The sequence below is a fragment of the Pseudonocardia ailaonensis genome (genome assembly GCF_039531635.1).
GTDB lineage: Bacteria > Actinomycetota > Actinomycetes > Mycobacteriales > Pseudonocardiaceae > Pseudonocardia > Pseudonocardia ailaonensis.
Window position 1 is genome coordinate 483,476 of record NZ_BAAAQK010000009.1, and the last position, 19,231, is coordinate 502,706.

Annotated in this window: 19 protein-coding genes; 2 read left to right on the forward strand and 17 right to left on the reverse strand. The window is 70.4% G+C overall.

The features are described 5' to 3' along the window. Window positions 1–27: 27 nt before the first annotated feature. The 3 genes from ABD324_RS18105 to ABD324_RS18115 form a co-directional block, all read right to left on the reverse strand. Window positions 28–840 (reverse strand): alpha/beta fold hydrolase, encoded by an 813-nt coding sequence (locus ABD324_RS18105; RefSeq protein ID WP_344418153.1) that lies wholly within the window; start codon window positions 838–840, stop codon window positions 28–30. A gap of 107 nt (window positions 841–947) precedes the next feature. Further along, window positions 948–1,334: a RidA family protein gene (locus ABD324_RS18110; RefSeq protein WP_344418155.1), complete on the reverse strand. Its 387-nt coding sequence runs from the start codon at window positions 1,332–1,334 to the stop codon at window positions 948–950. A gap of 89 nt (window positions 1,335–1,423) precedes the next feature. Next, window positions 1,424–2,035 (reverse strand): HD domain-containing protein, encoded by a 612-nt coding sequence (locus tag ABD324_RS18115; protein WP_344418157.1) that lies wholly within the window; start codon window positions 2,033–2,035, stop codon window positions 1,424–1,426. A gap of 102 nt (window positions 2,036–2,137) precedes the next feature. On the opposite strand from ABD324_RS18115, the gene ABD324_RS18120 reads away from it, so the two are divergent. Both ABD324_RS18120 and ABD324_RS18125 read left to right on the forward strand, forming a co-directional pair. Then, complete coding sequence (locus ABD324_RS18120; RefSeq protein WP_344418159.1) at window positions 2,138–3,415, forward strand: amidase; 1,278 nt, start codon at window positions 2,138–2,140, stop codon at window positions 3,413–3,415. A gap of 188 nt (window positions 3,416–3,603) precedes the next feature. After that, window positions 3,604–4,242 (forward strand): GntR family transcriptional regulator, encoded by a 639-nt coding sequence (locus ABD324_RS18125; protein WP_344418161.1) that lies wholly within the window; start codon window positions 3,604–3,606, stop codon window positions 4,240–4,242. A 957-nt stretch (window positions 4,243–5,199) separates the two neighbouring features. Here the strand turns inward: ABD324_RS18125 and ABD324_RS18130 are convergent. From ABD324_RS18130 to ABD324_RS18195, 14 genes are all read right to left on the reverse strand, one after another. Continuing rightward, window positions 5,200–5,463, reverse strand: coding sequence for a hypothetical protein (locus tag ABD324_RS18130; protein WP_344418163.1), 264 nt, complete (start codon window positions 5,461–5,463; stop codon window positions 5,200–5,202). An 861-nt stretch (window positions 5,464–6,324) separates the two neighbouring features. Next, window positions 6,325–6,927: a TetR/AcrR family transcriptional regulator gene (locus ABD324_RS18135; RefSeq protein WP_344418165.1), complete on the reverse strand. Its 603-nt coding sequence runs from the start codon at window positions 6,925–6,927 to the stop codon at window positions 6,325–6,327. A 114-nt stretch (window positions 6,928–7,041) separates the two neighbouring features. Then, window positions 7,042–7,821 carry an SDR family NAD(P)-dependent oxidoreductase gene (locus tag ABD324_RS18140; protein WP_344418167.1) on the reverse strand — a complete coding sequence of 260 codons (780 nt, stop codon included), beginning with the start codon at window positions 7,819–7,821 and terminating at the stop codon, window positions 7,042–7,044. Then, the gene (locus tag ABD324_RS18145) at window positions 7,818–9,014 is read right to left on the reverse strand and encodes an NAD(P)/FAD-dependent oxidoreductase (protein WP_344418169.1); all 1,197 of its coding nucleotides are present in this window, start codon (window positions 9,012–9,014) and stop codon (window positions 7,818–7,820) included. Before ABD324_RS18145 ends, ABD324_RS18140 begins: the two co-directional genes overlap by 4 nt. A 3-nt stretch (window positions 9,015–9,017) precedes the next feature. Further along, the gene (locus tag ABD324_RS18150) at window positions 9,018–9,206 is read right to left on the reverse strand and encodes a ferredoxin (RefSeq protein ID WP_344418171.1); all 189 of its coding nucleotides are present in this window, start codon (window positions 9,204–9,206) and stop codon (window positions 9,018–9,020) included. 20 nt (window positions 9,207–9,226) lie between these two features. Next, window positions 9,227–9,763 carry a MaoC family dehydratase gene (locus tag ABD324_RS18155; protein ID WP_344418173.1) on the reverse strand — a complete coding sequence of 179 codons (537 nt, stop codon included), beginning with the start codon at window positions 9,761–9,763 and terminating at the stop codon, window positions 9,227–9,229. Next, window positions 9,760–10,281 (reverse strand): MaoC family dehydratase, encoded by a 522-nt coding sequence (locus ABD324_RS18160; RefSeq protein ID WP_344418175.1) that lies wholly within the window; start codon window positions 10,279–10,281, stop codon window positions 9,760–9,762. The genes ABD324_RS18155 and ABD324_RS18160 overlap by 4 nt, the downstream gene beginning before the upstream one ends. A 4-nt stretch (window positions 10,282–10,285) precedes the next feature. Continuing rightward, window positions 10,286–11,605 (reverse strand): phenylacetate--CoA ligase family protein, encoded by a 1,320-nt coding sequence (locus ABD324_RS18165; RefSeq protein ID WP_344418176.1) that lies wholly within the window; start codon window positions 11,603–11,605, stop codon window positions 10,286–10,288. Between the two features lie 55 nt (window positions 11,606–11,660). Further along, a complete protein-coding gene (locus tag ABD324_RS18170; protein WP_344418177.1) occupies window positions 11,661–12,920 on the reverse strand; it encodes a cytochrome P450 in 1,260 nt (419 codons plus the stop codon). A gap of 528 nt (window positions 12,921–13,448) precedes the next feature. Further along, window positions 13,449–14,390, reverse strand: coding sequence for an HpcH/HpaI aldolase/citrate lyase family protein (locus ABD324_RS18175; RefSeq protein WP_344418178.1), 942 nt, complete (start codon window positions 14,388–14,390; stop codon window positions 13,449–13,451). 6 nt (window positions 14,391–14,396) lie between these two features. Continuing rightward, window positions 14,397–14,828, reverse strand: a complete 432-nt coding sequence (locus ABD324_RS18180; protein ID WP_344418180.1) for a MaoC/PaaZ C-terminal domain-containing protein — start codon at window positions 14,826–14,828, stop codon at window positions 14,397–14,399. After that, window positions 14,825–15,583 (reverse strand): ABC transporter ATP-binding protein, encoded by a 759-nt coding sequence (locus ABD324_RS18185; protein WP_344418182.1) that lies wholly within the window; start codon window positions 15,581–15,583, stop codon window positions 14,825–14,827. The genes ABD324_RS18180 and ABD324_RS18185 overlap by 4 nt, the downstream gene beginning before the upstream one ends. Beyond that, window positions 15,580–18,294: an ABC transporter permease subunit gene (locus ABD324_RS18190; protein WP_344418184.1), complete on the reverse strand. Its 2,715-nt coding sequence runs from the start codon at window positions 18,292–18,294 to the stop codon at window positions 15,580–15,582. Before ABD324_RS18190 ends, ABD324_RS18185 begins: the two co-directional genes overlap by 4 nt. After that, a complete protein-coding gene (locus ABD324_RS18195; RefSeq protein WP_344418186.1) occupies window positions 18,291–19,157 on the reverse strand; it encodes a hypothetical protein in 867 nt (288 codons plus the stop codon). Before ABD324_RS18195 ends, ABD324_RS18190 begins: the two co-directional genes overlap by 4 nt. Window positions 19,158–19,231: the final 74 nt, after the last annotated feature.

Below are 19,231 nucleotides of genomic sequence, written 5' to 3' on the forward strand. Positions count from 1 at the left end.
GGGAGCACGTCTACCTGTGCGACCTCGTCAGCGGTCACCCAGCCGCGCGGCGAACGAGACGATCGCCTCGACCAGCGCGTGCGGCTCCTCCTCCGGGATGTAGTGCCCGGAGCCGGGGATCACGGTGCCGGTGACGTCGACACCGAGCGAGCGCATGTCGTCCTGCAGGCCCGGTGCGGAACCGACCTCGCCCCCGACGGCGAAGACCGGCACCTGGATCTGCGTCTTCTGCAGCTCCTTGTTGCGCTCGGCGTTCTCGGCCACCGCGCGGTAGTACCCGAGGCTGCCCCGGATACCGCCGGGCGCCGCCAGGGTGCGGGCGTACTCCGCGACGTCCGCATCGGTGAAGGTCTCGCGCCAGCTGGCGGTCTTGCGGGCGAAGAACCACTCGATGAGGATCCGTTCCCGGCCCGCGAGGAGCGCCTCGGGCAGGTCGGGCAGGGCGTTGAACAGGAAGTGCCACTGGCGCCACCCGTCCAGCCCGGTCGGCACCATCTCCGGCAACGAGATCCCGGCGATGTTGCCGTCCACGAACACGACGCCTGTGAGCGACTCGGGATAGCGGTGGGCGAAGGGAAAGCCGACCCACGAGCCGATGTCGTGCCCGACCAGCAGGTACCGGTGCAGACCGAGCTCGAACAGCAGGTCGTGCAGCCGCCCGGCCGTGGTCCACGTGTCGAACCCGCCGGCCGGCACCTCGGAGTCGCCCTGACCCGGCAGGTCGACCGCGACGACGTGCCAGCTCTCGGCGAGCAGCGGGATCACGTGCCGCCAGGCGTGGATGTTCTGCGGGAAGCCGGCCACGAGCACGATCGTCGGCCCACCGCCCGCCTCGATCACGTGCCAGCGCAGCCCGCTGGCATGGACCGTCCGGTGCTGTGGAGGGCCGGTAGGACCTGGACGGCTGCCCGTCGCCCCGGCCTCGCCACTGTCGGTCGGAGCCACGGTCAGCTGTGCTCGGGGATGTACGCGACGGCCTCGATCTCGATGCGCAGGTCGGGATCGGACAGCGGGGCGACGATCGTCGAGCGCGCCGGGAAGGGCTTGGTGAAGTACTCGCGGTACACCTCGTTCATCGGTGCGAACAGGGTGGCGTTGAGCAGGAAGACGGTGGTCTTGACGACGTCGTCCAGCGTGCCGCCGGCCGCCTCGACGCCGGCCTTGATGTTCCCCAGGACTGCGCGGGTCTCCTCCTTGAAGTCTCCCTTGACCATCGTCCCGTCCGCACGGACGGCGATCTGCCCGGACATGTAGACCATGTCACCCGCGCGCACGACGTGGGTGAGGGGAACTTCGAGCGGAGCGATGCCCTTGGCGAGGATTTCGTTGGCCATGATCAGCTTTCTCCTTCTTTCGTGGTCTCGGATGAGAGTTGTCGATCTCGGGTTGCACAGACGAGATCGCTGGTGCAGGGCGGAGCGGGTCAGCCCTTCTTCGTCCAGAGCTCGGAGGGATCCATGTCGAGCAGGCCGCCCTTCTCGGCGGCGGCCCAGAACGCGTGGTCGGCATGGTGCACGACGCTGTTGAGCAGACTGCGGTAGACGAGCTGGCCCTCGCCGGAGTGGCAGCCGCAGATGTGGGCGAGCTCCTCGGGCAAGCCGACGGTCAGTGCGATGTGCACCCCGTACACGGAGTGCCGGATCGAGGGCAGGCCGGTCCTGCCCGGGTCTGCCTTCCAACGCGCCTGGTTGGCCGGGCTGTTCTCGAACGGCTTCCCGAGGTCGTGCAGCGCTCCCCCGGCATAGAGCATGTCGCGGTTCATGCCGAGGGGCCCGAGAACCCGCTGCAGCTCTTCGCCAAGAGCGACGGTCAGCAGTGCCACGCCGCGGACGTGTGTGGCCTGGTTGCCGTCGCGCAGGGGCGGCGAGTCTGGATTGGCCGAGCCGGGCATGTCCTCGATGCGCTCGAACTCGGTCTCGCTCAACGAGAGCGCCCACGCGTCGACGATCTTCTCCGCGAGCCGCTGATCGGAGAACTCCTTCAACTCGGGCAGGCTGGCGCGGACGCCGGGACGGAGGTGATCGATGTCAGCCATTTGCCTATACTATAGCAGAGGCGGAGAAGTTGTAGTACCTTTCGGATCGTGGAGACGCTGAAGAACGCACTGGGCCAGCCGACACCGAACACACTGTGCGACTTGCGCGACGGTCTCGTACAGGGCCGGTACTCGGCGGTCGAACTCCTCGAGCATTACCTCAGGGAGATCGACGCCACCGTCGATTCGATCCGTGCCTTCGTCGTGGTCTTCGCCGACGACGCCCGCCGGCAGGCGCAGGAGAGCGACGAACGGCGCCGCGCGGGCCGACTGCTGTCGGAGATCGACGGGATCCCCTTCGCGGTCAAGGACATCATCGGCATCCGCGGGCAGAAGATGCGTGCCGGGTCCGGTGCCGTCGACATCGTCCCGACGTCCGATGCGCCGGTCATCACCCAGCTCCGCGCCGCGGGCGGGATCATCATCGGCACGACGCGGATGCACGAGCTGGCGTACGGCCCGTCGGGTCTGAACGACTTCGACGGCGGCGCCTACAACCCGCGTCACCCCGGGATCATCCCCGGTGGTTCCAGCAGCGGTTCCGCGGCGGCCGTCGCGGGCGGTCTCTCCCCCATCGCCTTCGGCTCCGACACCGGTGGCTCGATCCGCGCCCCCGCCGCCCTCTGCGGGATCGTCGGCTTCAAGCCCAGCTACGGGCTGCTGTCGACCGAGGGGGTCCATCCGACGGCCCCCACCCTCGACCACGTCGGCTTCCTCGCCGTCTCGGTAGCGGACACGCGCATCGCGATGCGCGTGTTCGGCCACGTCCCGATCGAGGTCGGGCCCGGCGAAGGGCGCCGGCTCGCTCTGTTCGACGATCCCGACCTGGCCGTCGATCCCGCGATCGCGGCAGCACTGCAGGGAGCACTCGACTCGTTGGCGGACCGCGGCTGGCGGATCGACTCCGTCACGTCGCCCATCGGGTTCGACGTCATGGACGTGTCCAGCACGATCATGGCCTACGAGGCCTACCGGGTGAACCGGGAACGCCTGGAGACGATCCCCGAGCGGCTGGGCGCCGATGTCCGCGAGCGACTGCAGGACGGTTCCCGCATCACCAGCGAGCAGTACGAGAACGCGTTGCGCGAGGTGGACCGGGTGCGTACCGAGGTCGCAGCGCTCGCCGAGCGCTACGACGCGCTCGTCAACGCGACGATCCCGATCACCGGGCCGACCCGCGAGGAGGCGGTCCTGGAGAACGTGCGCCGAATGCTGATGCGCAACACCCGGCTGCAGAACCTCCTCGGTGGCCCCGCGATCTCGCTGCCCGGCGCCGGGGACGGTCCGGCGCCCTGGAGCATCCAGCTGTTCTCCGTGCGCGGTCGCGACGCGGAACTGCTGGCGACCGCCGCAGCGGTCTCCGACGATGTAACCGGGTAGCGCTCGGCCGGGCGGTCCGCACGGTGTGTGAACGTCACGGTGGTACGGCGTACGATGCGCGAGATACTATTTTCACGCAGCGCTACATCGGCACGGCGTCACCCGACGAGCCTGGCAGGGTTCTCCCTCCAGCCGTCGACGAAGCGATGGGGGGATGGTCCTTGCCGAGGGTTCCTCTTGCGGACCGCATGTACGACGTACTGCTCACGCAGCTCATGGACGGTACCCGGAAGCCCGGAGAGCCCCTGAACATCGGGGCGCTCAGCCGGGAGCTCGAGGTCAGCCAGACTCCCCTCCGTGAAGCCCTGGCGCGCCTGGAGCATTCCGGGCTCGTCCAGCGCGAGGCGCTTCGCGGCTACTTCGTGGCCCCCGCCTTCACGAACCGCGAGATGTCGAAGCTGGCCGCCGCCCGTGAGCTCATCGAACCGGCCATCGCCGCCGAGAGCGCGCTGCGCCGGACGCCGGAGTTCATCGCCGAGCTCGCCGTCACCATCGACGAGCTCGCCGCCTCCGCGGCCAACGCGGACAGCGACGCCGACGGGTTCCGCCTCTACTGGACCTCGGACGCCCGCTTCCACAGCCTCATCGCGTCTCAGGCTGACAATCCCTTCCTCGAGAGCGCCTTCCACGCGCTCAGCGGCCCGGTGCAGCGATTCCGCCTCTTCATGAAGGCCGGGCACGCGCACGCCGCACGCGCGGCCACCGAGCATCGGCGGATTCTCGACGCTCTCGCCGTAGGCGACCCCGCCACCGCCTCGGCGGAGATGCTCACCCACGTCAGGGCCGCCTCCAATCGCGCCCTGATGGAGCACCCCGACTCGGAGTGATCGACCTGGGTGCGCAAACCGCCCTGCGTCGCGAGACTTGACTTACTCAGGGCCTGAACAGCTAGCGCCTACGAGGCGACCGAGTCACCGATCTGGCGCGCCGTGATGCGACCGCGCCCGGCCGGACAGGTGGTCCAATACCCAGCCCGCTCCGGCAGATCCCGCGGCATGCGATCAGCCGGCAGGAGTGCCCCCATCGAATCGATACCGCAGATTGATCACAGCACGACCTTCGGCGAGCCTGATCCGAGGCACCACCACTCGGCTCCGCGCCATGTGACGGCGGTCGCACAATCAACCACCGTTGGGTTACCCTCCTCGTGCCGGCCGACATCCCCAGAGTCGACCGACCGACTGGTCGTCACGGCGACGTCGCTGACCAGCTTCGGTGCCTTTGCGCCGCGAGGAACTCGGCAAGGTGACTCCCCTTGCGCGGCGCGAGGGCCTCGGGCTGGGTGCGAAAGGAAATCCGTCGGCCAGGACGACATGATCGTCGGCTGCGGCCCGGACGGCGGGGAGCAGCGTGGTCTCCGCGACCGCGACCGAGAGATCGAAGTGTCCTTCCTCGGCACCGAAGTTGCCGGCAAGTCCGCACCATCGACCCACCGCGGTCACTTCGGCGCCGGCGGCGGCCAACAGCCCGCGGTCGGTTTCCCAGCCCATGACGGCGTGATGGTGGCAATGGGGCTGAGCGAGGACGGTGGTGCCGCTCAGATCGGGGTCTCCCACCCGGGGCTGCTGCTGAGCAGCTCGGCCAGGGTCTCGGTCGACACTGGCACGGCGTCGGCGCTGTGCGTGTCGTGGAGGAGTGTCGCCGCGTCCCCACGGAACACGACTGCGCACGAGGGGCTCGAGGACGACGATCGGGATCCCGGCGGCCCGCGGATCGCGCCAGGACGGCGACACTCCTGCCGAGGACCCGACGGGCTGTGTCGAGTTGCCCGGTGCTGATCCAGGTCAGGCCGCAGCACAGGCCGCGGGCACTGAGTTCGACATGGTAGCTGCGCCTTCGAGGACCGTGACAGCGGCGATGCCGCCCTCCGGGGAGAACACCTCGGTGAAGGTGTCGACCCAGAACAGCACCGGGTCACCCGCGACGGGGCGTTCGTGCTGTTCGAACCACGTGCGGAGGTGCGAGGAGCCACCCCAGCGCGCAGTGCGATCTCGGACGAGCCCACCGCGGTAGGCCTGGTGCAGGACCTCCGCCTTGTAGCTCGCCATGTCACCCAGGTCGGGCAGTCCGACGCATATCCTTTGCAGGACGGGCAGAGGCCCAGAGCATCGTGGACCTCAGGAGACCGCCAGCCGCCGGAGACGAGCGTCCCGTTCACCACCTCCTGCAGGACCCGGGCGCGGCCACGGGTGGAGTCATTCTCGTGCCGGTGGCCCGGAAGGACGTGCACAACACCTGGTGCACAGCGGAATCATCGACGTTTCGGCAGCGCCCGACGCCGGTACAGCGTGGACGGCACAGGAGAAGTCGCCGGCATCGTCGTCGAACGCCACGCCAGCCCGGCGGTCAGAGCCGACGCCGCGGGCCCGACGGCCTGCCCCCAGTTCCCGTGCGCACCCTCCGGTCCGCCTGGTGGGGTGGTGGCCCGCCGACTGTGTTCACCCGCGTCGAGCAGACCCTGGTGCCCGCCTGATGAACCTCTACGGGCTGACCGAGGCGTCCGGCAATGTCACCTCCACGCCGTTGGACTGGAGCACCGCGGAGCCGGCCGGCTCCGAAGGGATCGGGCTGAACGGCGCGTCGGTCCGGTCGTCGGCCCGGACGGACAGTCTGCCTCCACCGGCGTCGTCGGCGAGATCCGCGTGGACAGCCCGACGATCATGCTCGGCTACCACGACGCCCCCGCAGCGGTTGCTCGACCGCCTGCGCGGGACGATCGCCTCGTTCAAGATGCCCCGCCGACTCACCCTCGTCGACGACTTCCCCGTTCGTCCACCGGCAAGATCCAAAAGGCCAACTTGCGCGGACAGACCCCCCACCGAAGCGAGACCCCAACCAGGTAGTCAGCAGGCCCGCAGTCCGCACATCGGATGGCCGCGATCGTGTCCTCGGCCTCCTCCTCAGCGGGGCTACCCGCTCCGCATGCTGTCCCAGAGCATCGACCAGAAAGCTCCACCGATCTGCTCGGGCGTCTGGCCACCGTTGTCGCGATACCAGAGGTAGGCCCAACCGGTCATCCCGTCGACAGCCAGCGCCATGAGGTGGGCATCGAGGTCAGCACGCACGACTCCGGACCTCTGGCCTTCGGCAATCAGTTCGACTACGCCCGCACGGTATCGCTCAAGCCGGCGGGCGACGGACTCGAACAGGCCGTCGCCTATGGTCGGCCGCTCCTGCCAGATGACAGTCAGAACGTCCTGATACTCCGCGATCGTGCGCATCCGGCTGCGGAAGTAGCAGTCGAGGCGATCCTCGGTCGACGCTCCGGAGTCCATGACCTCGCGAAGCTGTGCGTCGAGAGCGTCTGCTCCCACTCCGACGATGTCCTGGAGCAGCCGCTCCTTCGTCGGGTAATGGTGATAGATGCCGGCCTTGGACATGCCGACGGCGTCGGCGATGTCGCGCATGGAGGTCCCGAGGAACCCCTTCCGACGGAACAGGGCCGCGGCGTGCCGGACGATAAGCCGCTTGGCATCCGTGAGTTCGCCATCATTGTCGTGCGCAACGCTCATCGGTCGGCCTCCGTCCACCTCACCATCGATGACCGGCCAGCCGGTCACCCACCATCGATCGTACTGTTCCCGGCAGGGACTTCCGGCAAGGAGCCACCGGACGGCGATGATGGCTCACCTGTGCAGCTCCCCGCCGTCGACGTAGAGGGCACTGCCGGTCATGTAGCCGGCCATGGGGCTGACGGCGAACAGCACCGCGCGGGCGACGTCGTCGGGCACGGCGGCGCGGCCGAGGGGCAGCCGCGCCCCGAATCGCTCCAGCCCGACGGGATCGGTCCCGGCCAGGTTTTGCACCCCCTCGGTGAGGGTCAGGGTCGGGCAGACGGCGAGGGCGCGGACGCCGGCCGGCCCGAGCTCGACGGCGAGGTTCTGGGTGAGCGAGAGCAGCGACGCCTTGCTCGCGCGGTAATGCGCGGCGTTGCCATTAACCCGGTGGGCGACGGTGGAGGCGACGTTGACGATGACGCCACCGCCGGCCTCGGTCATGTGCCGGCCGGCGAGCTGCGCGCCCAGGAAGCTGCCCTCGACGTTGATTGCGAACACGGTCCGCCAATCCTCGAGGCCGAGCTCGAGCACGCCGCCCCGGGGGAAGATGCCCGCGGCGTTGACCCAGATGTCGAGGCGTCCGGTCTCCTGCACGACCCGGTCCACGACCGCGCCCACGCTGTCGGGGTCGGTCACGTCGACGTGCCGTGCGGCGATCCCGTCGATCCCCTCCTCGGTGCCGTCGCCGTAAACGAGGTCGGCCCCCACGACGCGTGCGCCGGCCTCGGCCAGCCGCAGGGCGCAGGCCCTGCCGATCCCGCGGGCGGCGCCGGTGACCACCGCGGTCCGGCCCCCGAGATCGAGCAGGTCGGTGACGGGGGTGGCGGTGAGATCAGGACTCGGTCTCACGATGCCCCTCCGTGGTTCGAGCGGGCGAGAGCCGACGCGGTCCGCAGGGTCCGGCGGGCGGCGGCCACACGGCCGGGCAAGTCGAGCGCGGCGAGCCCGACGAGCCGGTCGTCCCGGGTGAACGAGACCGCCCACCCCTGCTCGGACGTCTCGACGGAGTACGCGTCGGTGTCGCGCGGGCTGCCGACGATCTGCAGCCGGCGGCCGTACTGGTCGGACCAGAAGAAGGGCACGGCGGGCACACCCGGGGACAGGTCGCCGAGCAGCGCCCTGGCCGCGACGAGCGACTGCTCCACCACAAGGGACCAGTGCTCGCCGCGCTCCGGCCCACCCCGTGGCCGGGGGGTGCGCGCGACGTCGCCGACGGCGACAACCCGCCCGCCCCCGCCGAGGGCCCGGCACCACTCGTCGGCGAGCACGCCGTCGACGTGGTCCAGGCCGGAGCCCGCCAGCCAGCCGGTCGCAGCCACCGATCCGACGGCCACGACCAGCGCGTCGACCTCCACCGAGGTGCCGTCACTCAGCTCGACGCCGCTGATCCGGTTCCTGCCACGGACGCTGGTGACTGTCGTGCCAAGCCGCAGGTCGACGCCCTCCCGGCGGTGCTCTTCGGCCATCAGCCCGCCGACGACGCCAGGCAGGGCGCGGGCCATCGGCCGCGGAGCGGGATCGACGAGGACGGCGGACAGACCCAGCTCACGACAGCTCGCGGTGACCTCGCAACCGACAAGTCCGGCCCCGAGGATCGCCACGGCCCCGGACCCGCGCGCGGCGACGGCGAGGGACTCACGAATCGCCAGGGCGTCCGCGGCGGTCCGTAGGGTGTGGATCCCGGCCAGCCCGGAAAGCTCGAGCGTGCGGGCCGCGGCCCCGGCCGCGATCACGACGCCGTCGAGGTCGGACAGCACACCGTCGGTGGTCCGGACCGAGCGAGCGCCGGGATCGAGCGCGGTCGCGCGCACGCCGAGCCGCCAGTCGATGTCCAGCCGGTCCCGCGAGCGCAGGGTCAGCTCGTCGACCGACATCGGCCGGGTGAGGAAGTCCTTCGACAGGGGCGGGCGGTCGTACGGGGCGTGCGGCTCCTCACCGACGACGACGAGCTGGCCGTCGTAGCCCAGCGTCCGCAGCGCCTCCGCGGTGCGCAGCCCACCCAGGGAGGCCCCGACGACCGCGATCCGTCGCGTCGGTGCCACCCGTCAGCCCCGGATCGCGATGGCCTGGGCCGGGCAGACGTTCACGGCGAGCTCGACCTGCGGACGCAGCTCCTCGCCGACGTCCTCCGCGACGTGCAGATCGCCCTCGTCGTCGAGCCGGAACACCTTCCCGGCCACATACTCGCACTGCCCGTGGCTCTCGCACAGACCCCAGTCGATGACGATGTCCACGACATCTCCTCCTTCGATGGTCAGCCGCGCCCGAGGAGCGCGGTTCCGGCGGCATGGACGGCCCGGAGGAACTCCTCGTCGCGGGCGAGCCAGTGCGACCGGCGCTTGATCAGGACGTGGCGCCGCACCGTGAGCACGGTCGTGTCACCACAGCGGGCGGTGATCCGGTAAGTGACGCCGCCGGCGTCGGCCCGGTCGGGGACGTCGGCGACCTCGACGACCTCGCTGGCGGCATAGAGGCTGTCCCCCACGAACACCGGGGCCGGCATCCGGAACTCGGCGTATCCGAGGTCGGCCAGGGCGTTGGCGCTCAGGTCGTCCGTGGTCAGCCCGACAGCGAGCGCGAGCGCGACGCACGCGTTGAGCAGCGGCTCGGGAAAAGCACCGTCCATGTAGGACGACAGCGAGTCGCGGTTGAAATGGGTCTGCGCGGTGTTCATCGTCAACAGCGAGAGCAGCTGGTTGTCCGCCGTGCACACGCTGTGGCCACGGCGGTGCTCCACCACCAGCCCCGGCTCGATGTCCTCGAAGTAGTACGCCGCGGTCGTGACGGTCACGTGTCCGCCCCCGTCTCCTCCGGACGCCGGCGCACGAGGCTGGAGCGCTGGTAGTGCACGACCATGTCGCCGTGCTGGTTGGTGCCCACCGTGCGCCACCGCACGACGCCCCAACCGGGCCGGCTGCCCGACTCGCGGCGGGACACGACGACGCTGGTGGCATCCAGCGTGTCCCCCACGTACACGGGCACGCCGAAGCTCATCTCGTCGGCGCCGAGGAACGGGCCACCGGACTCGGTGAGGTCGGCGACCGACAGGCCGAGCACGACGGAGAAGGTGAGCAGCTCGCTCACCGGCCGGTCCCGGTGGCCCAGGTGCGCCGCGTACGCGGCGTTGAACAGTGCCGGCTGGTACTGGTGGGTCTGGGTGGCGAACAGCACCGCGTCGGCCTCGGTGAGGGTGCGCCCCCAGTGGTGGGCGAACAACCGGCCGGGCTCGAAGTCCTCGTAGTGGTAGGGACCGGCCGTCCGCCCGGCCGCTGGGACCGCGGAGGTCGGTGAGATCGGGGACGTCGTCACCGGCTCAGTCCTTCGGGCGCTTGTCGAGCCAGCGGCGGGCCTTGAGCTCGGTCGTCGGCAGGGTGCCGGGGGCCACCGCCCGGACATCGAGCCGGGTGCCGATCGCCGTCCGCAGCGCCGCCGCGGCCGCGGCCTCCAGCCCGGCGCTGTCGGCGGCGGGGTCCATCTCGACCTCCACCGTCACCGTGTCGTGCTCGTTCTCCCGCTCAACCACCAGGCGGAACTGCAACGATGCGCCCGGCACACCGGACAGGATCTGCTCCACGGCGGACGCGAAGATGTTGATCCCACGGATCTTCACCATGTCGTCGAGCCGTTCCTTGATCCACATCCGGCGGCTCGGGTTGCCGCACGGGCAGGGCTCATCGGAGTACACGGCGCCGTCGCGGGTCCGGAAGTTGAACCAGGTCGCCATGGTCCGATGCGCGATGCTGGTGAACACGTGCTCGGCCAGCTCACCCGGTGCTGCGGGCTCGGTGCTGTCGGGCTTCCAGAACTGGTGGATCGTGTCGCGCTCGAACAGGTGCAGCCCGTCCTGCGCGGCACATTCCACGGCGAACAGGGGCCCGCCCTCGCTGATGCCGAAGAAGTTGCGCGTCCCGCCGGGGACACCCCACAGCTCCTCGATGCGGTCTCGGCGGCTCCGCGAGAAGGTTTCACCCCCCAACAGAAGGCCCTTGACTCCCAACGTTGTCGGGTCGACGTGGGCCTCCACGAGCGCTCCGCCGAGGGTCAGCGCGTAGCTGGGGGTTACGGCGACCACCGCCGGCCGGTAGTCCTGCAACAACTGCACGCGGCCGGCGGTGTCGGTAGGCGAACCCGCCGCCACGACGACGATCTTCGCCTGCTTGGCCCCGTAATACAGGCCCCAGCCGGCCGCCCACAACCCCAGCGGGAACGCCAGCAGCGCTGTGTCGCCCGCGACCGCCCCGGCCGAACGCAGCAGCTCGGCGCCCTGCGCGCCGTAGACGGCACTGCCCTCGTCGGTGTTGACGAACCGGCCCTGCAACCCCGACGTGCCCGTCGTGCGGTAGAAGTTCGCGCCGTTGGCCATCACATCAGCGAGCGGCTCGCATAGCAGGCCCCCGTAGTCCCCGGGACTCTCGGCCAGCACGTCGATGTAGTCGCGCTTGGTCAGGGTCGGGCACCGGTACAGGTCCGCCGGAGTAGTCACCGAACTCGGGTCGATCCCGGCGTCGGCGAACCGCCGCGCCCAGTACGGCGAGTTCCCGACGACGTGAGCCACGGTGTCCCGCAGCCGCTCGGCCTGCCAGGCTTCCAGTGCCTTCCGCTCGATCTCGCTACCGCTGCTCGTGACGCTCACAACGGTTCCTCCTGTCTTCGTCGACGTGGTGAGGTGGTGGATCCGGAACCGCCGGTCAGGCCTTCCGTGCGATGAACTCGATGTCCAGTACCCGGTGGCCGTGGAAGCCGAACAGCTCGACCGGCGCCCAGACGCTGCCCGGGACCTGGCGGATGTCCGCGAGCCGGCCGACCAGCCGGGCCACCGCGGTGGCAGCCTCGGCCCGAGCGAGCCCTTGCCCCATACAGGCATGCGCACCTCGGCCGAACGCCAGGTGCGGGTTCGAGCGGTTGTCCCGGTCCGGGTCGAACCCCGGCCGGGAGTAGACGCCCTCATCCCGGTTCGCCGAGCCGAACAGCACCATGACCTTGGCCCCGGCGGGGAGGTCGATGCCCTGGACCTGCGTGTCGCGGGTCGTCATGCGGAACAGGCCCTGCAGAGGGGAGCGGTAGCGCAGCGCCTCCTCCACGAACTCCGGGACCCGCGTGAGGTCCGCGCGCAGCCGCTCGGCCTGCTCCGGGTTGTTAGCCAGGATCGCCATGGCGTTGCCCAGCAGATTCGTGGTGGTCTCGTTGCCGCCCACCAGCATCTGTTGCACCAGGCTGAGCTGCTCCTGCCGGCTGAGCCGCTCCTCGGGGGAGCTCGCCTCGTCCTCCACGACCAGCCGCGACAGGAAGTCCGTCCGCTCGTAGCGGTCGGGGGCGGCGGCGCGCCGGTCGAACTCGTCGGAGACGTAGTGCTCGAACTCCACCGTGCTCGCCGCCGCCGACGCGACCCGTTCGGCGTCAATGTTGCCAGCCTGCGCCGCGATGAAGTCGTCCGACCACCTCTTCAGGGTGTCCCGCATCTCCGGCGGGATGCCCAGGACCAGGCTGATGACCTGCATCGGCAGCGGATAGGCGAACTCGGCCACGAAGTCGCAACTCCCGTGGTCGACGAAGCCGTCGATCAGCTCGTCGACGATGCGCTCGAGCTCCGGCCGCAACTGCTTGATCGTCTTCGCCGGGGCGAACGCGCGCTGCACCAGCCTCCGATAGCGGGTGTGCTGCGGCGGGTCGGTCAGGATCAAGGTCGGTACCCGCGGATAGCCGGGACCGCCGCGCAGCACCGAGGCGGCCTCGGGGTGCGCCTTGAACTGATTGCGACCCGACAACGACTCCCGCGACGAGAACCGCTCCGTATCACCGAGGATCTCCAGACACGCCGCGTACGTCGTGGCCAGCCACAGTCCCTGCTCGGGCACCTCAACGACCGATCCCTGAGCCCGCAGCACCTCGTACACCGGATACGGGTCCGCAACCCTGGCCGGGGACAGCAGCTCCAGATCAGTGGGCAACGGCTCTATCGACCGGCCAGCCGGTCGGTTTTGCGGACACATATTAGCGTTGTCACTCCTCTATTTTCACCGGACCAAGCCTGTCGAATCTTCTCGACCAACCGGCCAGCCGGACGGTAGTTGAAAGCATCGGTCGCCGTCAACCGAGGCCCATCGCTGAGCCGGCGCGCCGTCTATCGCCATCCGCCAAGAGCACGTCGCGCTTGAGCCGCCGCGAATACGTTCCAGGGCGTCGTAGATCACGCCCGCCGGCCCCGCTCTACGATCCGCTCGCGGTGCATCAACGCCCACGTCGTCGCCGAATTGGGACAGCGGCTGAAGGCGCACCACATGCACGCTCCGACTGGTAGCCCGTCTTCGCCGCGATCTCCGAGATCGTCGGACGGCCTCGGCGCAGCGCGTCACGCGCGATGGGCTCGCCGTGACGGCCGGACCGCCGCCTCGGGCTCCACGCCCGTGCTCCGGCGATCTCGAGCCTCGGCGCTTCCGGCCCTCCTGCAGGCGCCGCGAGCGACGCGGCCAGGTCCATCAGGCAGTACCAGTTCCTCCACCGAGCCGGCTCGCCCACTGCAGGTTGGACCGGGCGGACTCAACGTAGGAGAGATGGCGATCGGGTGGCGAGCCCGCGTCACCGTCGGCCTCGACGAGCGCCATCCACGAGGCGATCTCCTCCGCGGTCGGGGAGAAGACCTCATGGGCGACACCGACACCCGCCGGACTTACGATCATGCCGTAGTACCCGAGGTCGCGGAGCTGTCCACTCCACCGTCGGAGCCCTTCGAGATCGTCGGGCTCGCCACCCCACACCCCGCTGATCGGGTAGCGGATGCCGGCCGCCCGGGCGTCGATCAGCACCTTCGACCTCAGGTAGTGGGACTCCCCGCCCTCCGGGGTCCAGCGGTATCCGATCGCCCGGTGAACGTCGCCGAACCGGGAGACCATGCCCCCCATGTACGTGACCCTGGGCGAGGCCGTCGCGATCTCGTAGGCCACCCTGATCGACTGGGCAGTCTCCAGGAACGGCAGTATCTGCAGCTCACCGACCGCACGCCCGGCCTCGTGCTCGACGCAGGTCAGGAGCGCATCGAGCGCGATCACGTCGGCCGGCCCGGCCGTCTTGGGCAGGATGACGCCGGTCAACGACGACCGCAGCACCGCCCGGAGATCGGCGAGGGTCTCGCCTGACCAGGGGCTGTGGACGCGGACGAAGCCCAGCGGACCCCGGCCCACCGGCAACCGGTCGAGGCAGTCGCGGACTGCTGCCCGCGCCTCGGTAATCTCGTCGGGTCCGTACGGGAGGCGAGGCTCCTCGAGGTCGAAGAACAGCGCGTCCGCACCTGCTCCGACCGCCTGCTCGAACGCTGCGGGCTCGGCCCCGACGTGCACGAGGCTCCGGATCGGGACCGCGGACTCCCGCAGGTGCGGCGCCGGCTCACCCGGGGCACCGGCAAGGGCATTAGGACGGGACATCGGTGCTCACGGCTCCCTGGCGAAGTAGTACCTGACGACGAGGTCCGCGGTGCAGGCCGGATCGACACTGTCCTCGAGACCGACGACTACCCGGGTCACCACCTGGGCCGCGTCACCGGGCAGCCGCTCGACGCCGATGATCACCGCCCGGGCGCGGACCCGGGCACCCATCGGGACGGCGGCCGGGAACCGCACCCGGTTCGGGCCGTAGTTGACCCCCATCCGGACGTTCTCGACCGTTCGCATCTCGTTCACCAGACGAGGCAGGAGCGACAACGTCAACAGCCCGTCGACCACATCGGGCGGAGTGCCGCGGCCCGTGGCCCCGGCGAAGGACTCCGCGCTCGAGGGTCCGACAGTGTGCCAGGACCCGGGCCCGAGCGGTGTTCCGACGGCCTCTTCCAGAGCACCCACGTTCCGCAGCCGCAGCAGCGTCATCCCTCGTCCGCCGTCGCGAGGCTGAGGTAGGCGCCCTCGATCTCGTCGATGCGCTCGACCAGCTCGGCGGCGCTCCCGGAGAGCGCGATCCGGCCGCGGTTCATGACGTGACCCTCGTCGGCGATCGTGAGCGCCTTCCGGACGTGCTGCTCGACGAGAAGGACCGCCGCGCCGTCGTCGGCGGCGCTCCGGATCGCGGCGAGCAGCTCGTCGACGACCAACGGGGCGAGCCCGAGCGACAGCTCGTCGGCGATGATCAGTCGCGGCCGCCGGCTGAGTGCCCGGGCGAGCCCCACCATCTGCTGCTCCCCGCCGGAGAGCAGGCCGCCCGGCACGTCGAGCCGCTTCTCCAGCTGGGGGAAGACGGCCAGTGCCGCGGCCAGGCCGCCGCTGCCGAGGCGCAGGTTGTCCCGGCAGCTCAGGCTGCGGAAGACCGCCCGGTTCTCCGGGATGTACGCCATCCCGGACCGGACGCGCCGGTGCATCGGCATGCGGGTCGCCCGGCCCGCGAAGCGGACCTCGCCGCTCCGTAGGCCAATCTGCCCGGCGATCGCGCGCAACGTCGTGGTCTTTCCGGCGCCGTTGGGGCCGAGCAGCGTCACGACGTGTCCGGCCCGGACGACCAGGTCGACATCGTTGACCACCGCGACATTCCCGTAGCCGGCGCACATCCCGCGCACCTCGGCGACGACGGGCACGTCCGCCGCGGCCCTCGCCCCCGTGCTCACGACGTCCGCTCCGCGTTCAGCGCTCACGACGTCCGCTCCGCGTTCAGCGCGAGTGGCGCGCTTCCCCCACCGAGGTAGGCCTCGACCACGGCCGGATCGTGTCGCACCACGGCGGGATCGCCGCTGCTGATCACCCGGCCGAAGTCGATGACGACGAGCCGGTCACAGGTCTCCATCACGAACTCCACGTCGTGCTCGATGAGTAGCACCGCCATCCCCCATTCGTCGGCGAGCCTGCGGACGACCCGCGCGAGCTCCCGGCACTCCTCGCCGGACAGGCCCGCTGCGGGCTCGTCGAGCAGCAGGACGCTCGGGCCGCTCGCCACGGCACGGGCGATCGCGAGGAGGCGCCGTCGGCCGTACGGGAGGTCCGATGCCGGCCGGTCCAGGTCGTCCTCGAGCCGGAACTCCCGGATCGCGTCGACCACTCCGGGCTCCAGCCGCACCGGTGCCGGACGGAGCAGGTCGGTGACGTAGCAGGCGCGGCTGGCCGGATCGGTGGCCGCGATGATGTTCTCCAGCGCGGTGAGGTCCTCGAACAGCTCGAGGGACTGGAACGCGCGGCTGATCCCGGCCCGGGCGCGAGCCGACGGGGACCGCCCCAGCAGGTCGGCGCCATCCAGGGTCACGGTGCCCGCGGTCGGCCGGGTGAAGCCCGTGATCGAGTCGATGAGCGTGGTCTTCCCGGCGCCGTTGGGCCCGATCAGGCCCAGCACCTCGCCGGGCCGCACGTCCAGCGAGACCCCGTCGAGCACGACCGTGCTGCCGTAACTGACTGAGAGCCCCTCGACCTCGAGCAGGGCCGGCCGGACCCGGCCGCGGTCCGCGACAGGGCTCTCCGGCAACGCGACCGGCCGGGCCCGCCCGTTCGACCGGCGGTGCAGGCCGATGCGGTCCACGACCCGCCGGGAAATACGGGCGAGGTCGTTCGCCACCCCGTCCTGGTTGGCGACCACGGTCAGAACGAGCGCGATGCCGCCGATGAGCGGGAGATACGCCCCCAACCCGACCAGCACGTCCTTCCCGAACTGCGTACCGATGGTGCTCGGGGCCAGCGGGGAGCCGAGCAGCGGCCCGGCCAGGAACCCGATCCCGCCCAGGTAGGCGAGGCCCAGGTAGACCGTCGACCCGAAGGAGGAGAACTGGGCGTAGTCCACGATCCCGACCGAGAAGCTGACGAGCACCGCGCCCACGGCCGCGATGCCGGCCGACAGCGCGAAGCCGTAGAGCTTCACCGAGGTGACACCGATCCCGAGCGCGGCGGCGGCCCGTTCGTTCGTCCGCACGGCCAACATCCGCCGTCCCACGAGCCCGCGACGCACATTGGTGACGACCACCGACAGCAGCAGGAGCACGACGAAGGTCACCACGACGTAGCGGTAGGGGTGCAGTCCACCGTCGAACGACCAGCCGAAGAGCTCCATGTCTACGGCGGTCCCGTCGATGCCACCGGTGTACTCGGAGTTGGTGAACAGGAGGAACTCCAGCACCGCCCCCAGGCCGAAGGTGACGATGGCGAGGTTGATGCCCCGCACCCGGACGGCGGGCAGCGCGATCACGACCGCGAGGACGACGGTGGCGACGACGCCGATCACCAGGGCCGGCAGGAACGGGACTCCGTGTGCGGACATGAGCCGCCCGGCCACCCACGCACCGAAGCCGGCCAGCGGCCACTGGGCGAGCGAGATCTGGCCGACGTACCCGACCAGCACCACGAAGGAGAGCAGGAAGGTCGCCACCGCGAGCGTCGTGCCGATCGCGAGCACCCACGCCTCGGAGAGCGTGAGGACGAGGACGGTGGTGACGATCGCCCCCGCCACGACCGGGCCGGGCCGCAGCCGACCGCTCCCGACGCGGGGTTGTTTGGCGAAGGGATGGTCCCGCAGCGGGATCGCCTTCCCGCGCACCGTCATCACGATGATCATGACCACGAAGGGGGCCGCCGCCGCCGCGCCCGGCTGGTCCACGAGCCGGGTGACGAGCGTCTGGCCGACGCCCAGGACGACGCTCGCGGCGAAGGCGACCGGGAACGAGCGGAAGCCGGCGATCAGCGCAATCGCGAGGGCCCCGATGACCAGGGTCGTCATCGAGCTGGCGTGGAGGGTGATGATCGGCGCCACCAGGATCGCGGCGAGCGCGGCGAGCGCGCTCGACAGCGCCCAGTTCGCCGCCGCGACGACGTCGGGCGAGACCCCGACCGCGCCGGCGAGCGTCTGGTCCTCGGCCACCGCGCTGGTGCTGCGGCCGAACCCGGTGAAGCGGTAGACGAGCCAGAGCGCCACCGTCAGGGCGGCGGCGACGGCGATCAGGACGAGCCGGTCGACCGGCACCGTGACCCCGCCGACGGACAACGGAGTGGTCGGGAGAGCGCTCGGCACGGTGTTCACCACCGAGCCGTAGCGCAGGATCACCGCCGCCTGCAGTGTGATCAGCAGGCCCAGCGTCACGACCGTCCGGGCGATGGCCGAGGCCGTCCGCAGCGGCCGCATGAACGCGAAATGGATCACCGCGCCGAGGATCGCCGCCGCGACGACGGCGACCACGAGCGCGGGCAGATAGGGCCAGGAACCGTTGACGTGCAGCTCGAACCACACGAACGCCGCGCACAGACCGATCGCACCCTGGGCGAAGTTCACGACCCCGGAGCCACGGTAGGTGAGCACCAGGCCCAGCGACGCGAGGGCGTACAGCGAGCTCAGCCCGAGACCGAGCACCGCCACCCCGAGCAGCTCGGTCATGCGGGGAGCGGCTCGGGACGGGTGCCGTAGCCGAGGCGTCCCGAGATGAGGCCGTCCGAGGCCAACACCAGCACCTCGGCCGTCGACATCCCGATCCGGTCCCCACTCCGGGTCTCCAGCGACCAGCAGACCTCGGCGAAGAGGTACCAGTCCTTGATGTACCAGTTGGTGATGCTCACCCCGGTCACCGTGACGGCGTCCCGGACGTCCTCGTAGTGCCGGCGGAGATCCGCGAGGTCCGGGAGGAACGCGAGCTCGGGCCCCTCGGGGCCGAAGTACCTCCGGACCGCGGTGCCCATGTACTCGGCCGGGCTGAACAGCGAGACCAGGCGCTCGACGTCGTTGGCCTCGGCCGCGGCGAAGTAGTCCTTGAAGAGCTGGACGCGCTCCGCGTGCGACTGGTCGACGGGCGGCCGGAGCCGCAGGGAGGTCATCTCCCCGCTGATCCCGTCGCCGTCGGTGAAGTGCAGGGAGAAGGCCTCGGTCTCCACCCGCTCCCCGGTGAAGGGCGAGACACCTCGCCACTCCGAGTCCCAGATGACCCACCAGTCCGTCGACAGGCGGGCGATGAGGTCGTAGCGGTCCCGCTCGCCCGCACCCTTGACCCACTCGTAGTGGGCCGTGACGCCCGCACGGTCGGTGGCGGCCTCGAGCGCGAGCGAGCCGTTACCGCCGAACCGGGGGGCGATCCAGACCAGATCGTCCGACCAGCGCAGGGACTCCGGGGACGAGACCGTGGCCATCACGATCTCGGTCGAAAACGGCACGACGTACTCGGACTCGGCGTGCCTGATCGAACGCTGCAACGAGTCGGCCACCCGCTGGACCTGTCCCAGCGAGCCCGACGTTTCCGTGACGGCCATCGCGTCACTGCTCCTTCCAACTCGCCGGTGAGGGGAGGGCCGGGCGATTGCGTCGCCGGCAGCGGCGACGTTAA

Excerpts from the sequence above, each read along its gene's own strand:
- ABD324_RS18180 (WP_344418180.1), bottom strand. The coding sequence starts at position 14,828 with ATGACGCTGCTGCGGCTGCGGAACGTGGGTGCTCTGGAAGAGGCCGTC.
- ABD324_RS18135 (WP_344418165.1), bottom strand. The coding sequence starts at position 6,927 with ATGAGCGTTGCGCACGACAATGATGGCGAACTCACGGATGCCAAGCGG.
- ABD324_RS18195 (WP_344418186.1), bottom strand. The coding sequence starts at position 19,157 with ATGGCCGTCACGGAAACGTCGGGCTCGCTGGGACAGGTCCAGCGGGTG.
- ABD324_RS18130 (WP_344418163.1), bottom strand. The coding sequence starts at position 5,463 with ATGGCGAGCTACAAGGCGGAGGTCCTGCACCAGGCCTACCGCGGTGGG.
- ABD324_RS18110 (WP_344418155.1), bottom strand. The coding sequence starts at position 1,334 with ATGGCCAACGAAATCCTCGCCAAGGGCATCGCTCCGCTCGAAGTTCCC.
- ABD324_RS18115 (WP_344418157.1), bottom strand. The coding sequence starts at position 2,035 with ATGGCTGACATCGATCACCTCCGTCCCGGCGTCCGCGCCAGCCTGCCC.
- ABD324_RS18175 (WP_344418178.1), bottom strand. The coding sequence starts at position 14,390 with ATGTCCCGTCCTAATGCCCTTGCCGGTGCCCCGGGTGAGCCGGCGCCG.
- ABD324_RS18125 (WP_344418161.1), top strand. The coding sequence starts at position 3,604 with ATGTACGACGTACTGCTCACGCAGCTCATGGACGGTACCCGGAAGCCC.
- ABD324_RS18190 (WP_344418184.1), bottom strand. The coding sequence starts at position 18,294 with ATGACCGAGCTGCTCGGGGTGGCGGTGCTCGGTCTCGGGCTGAGCTCG.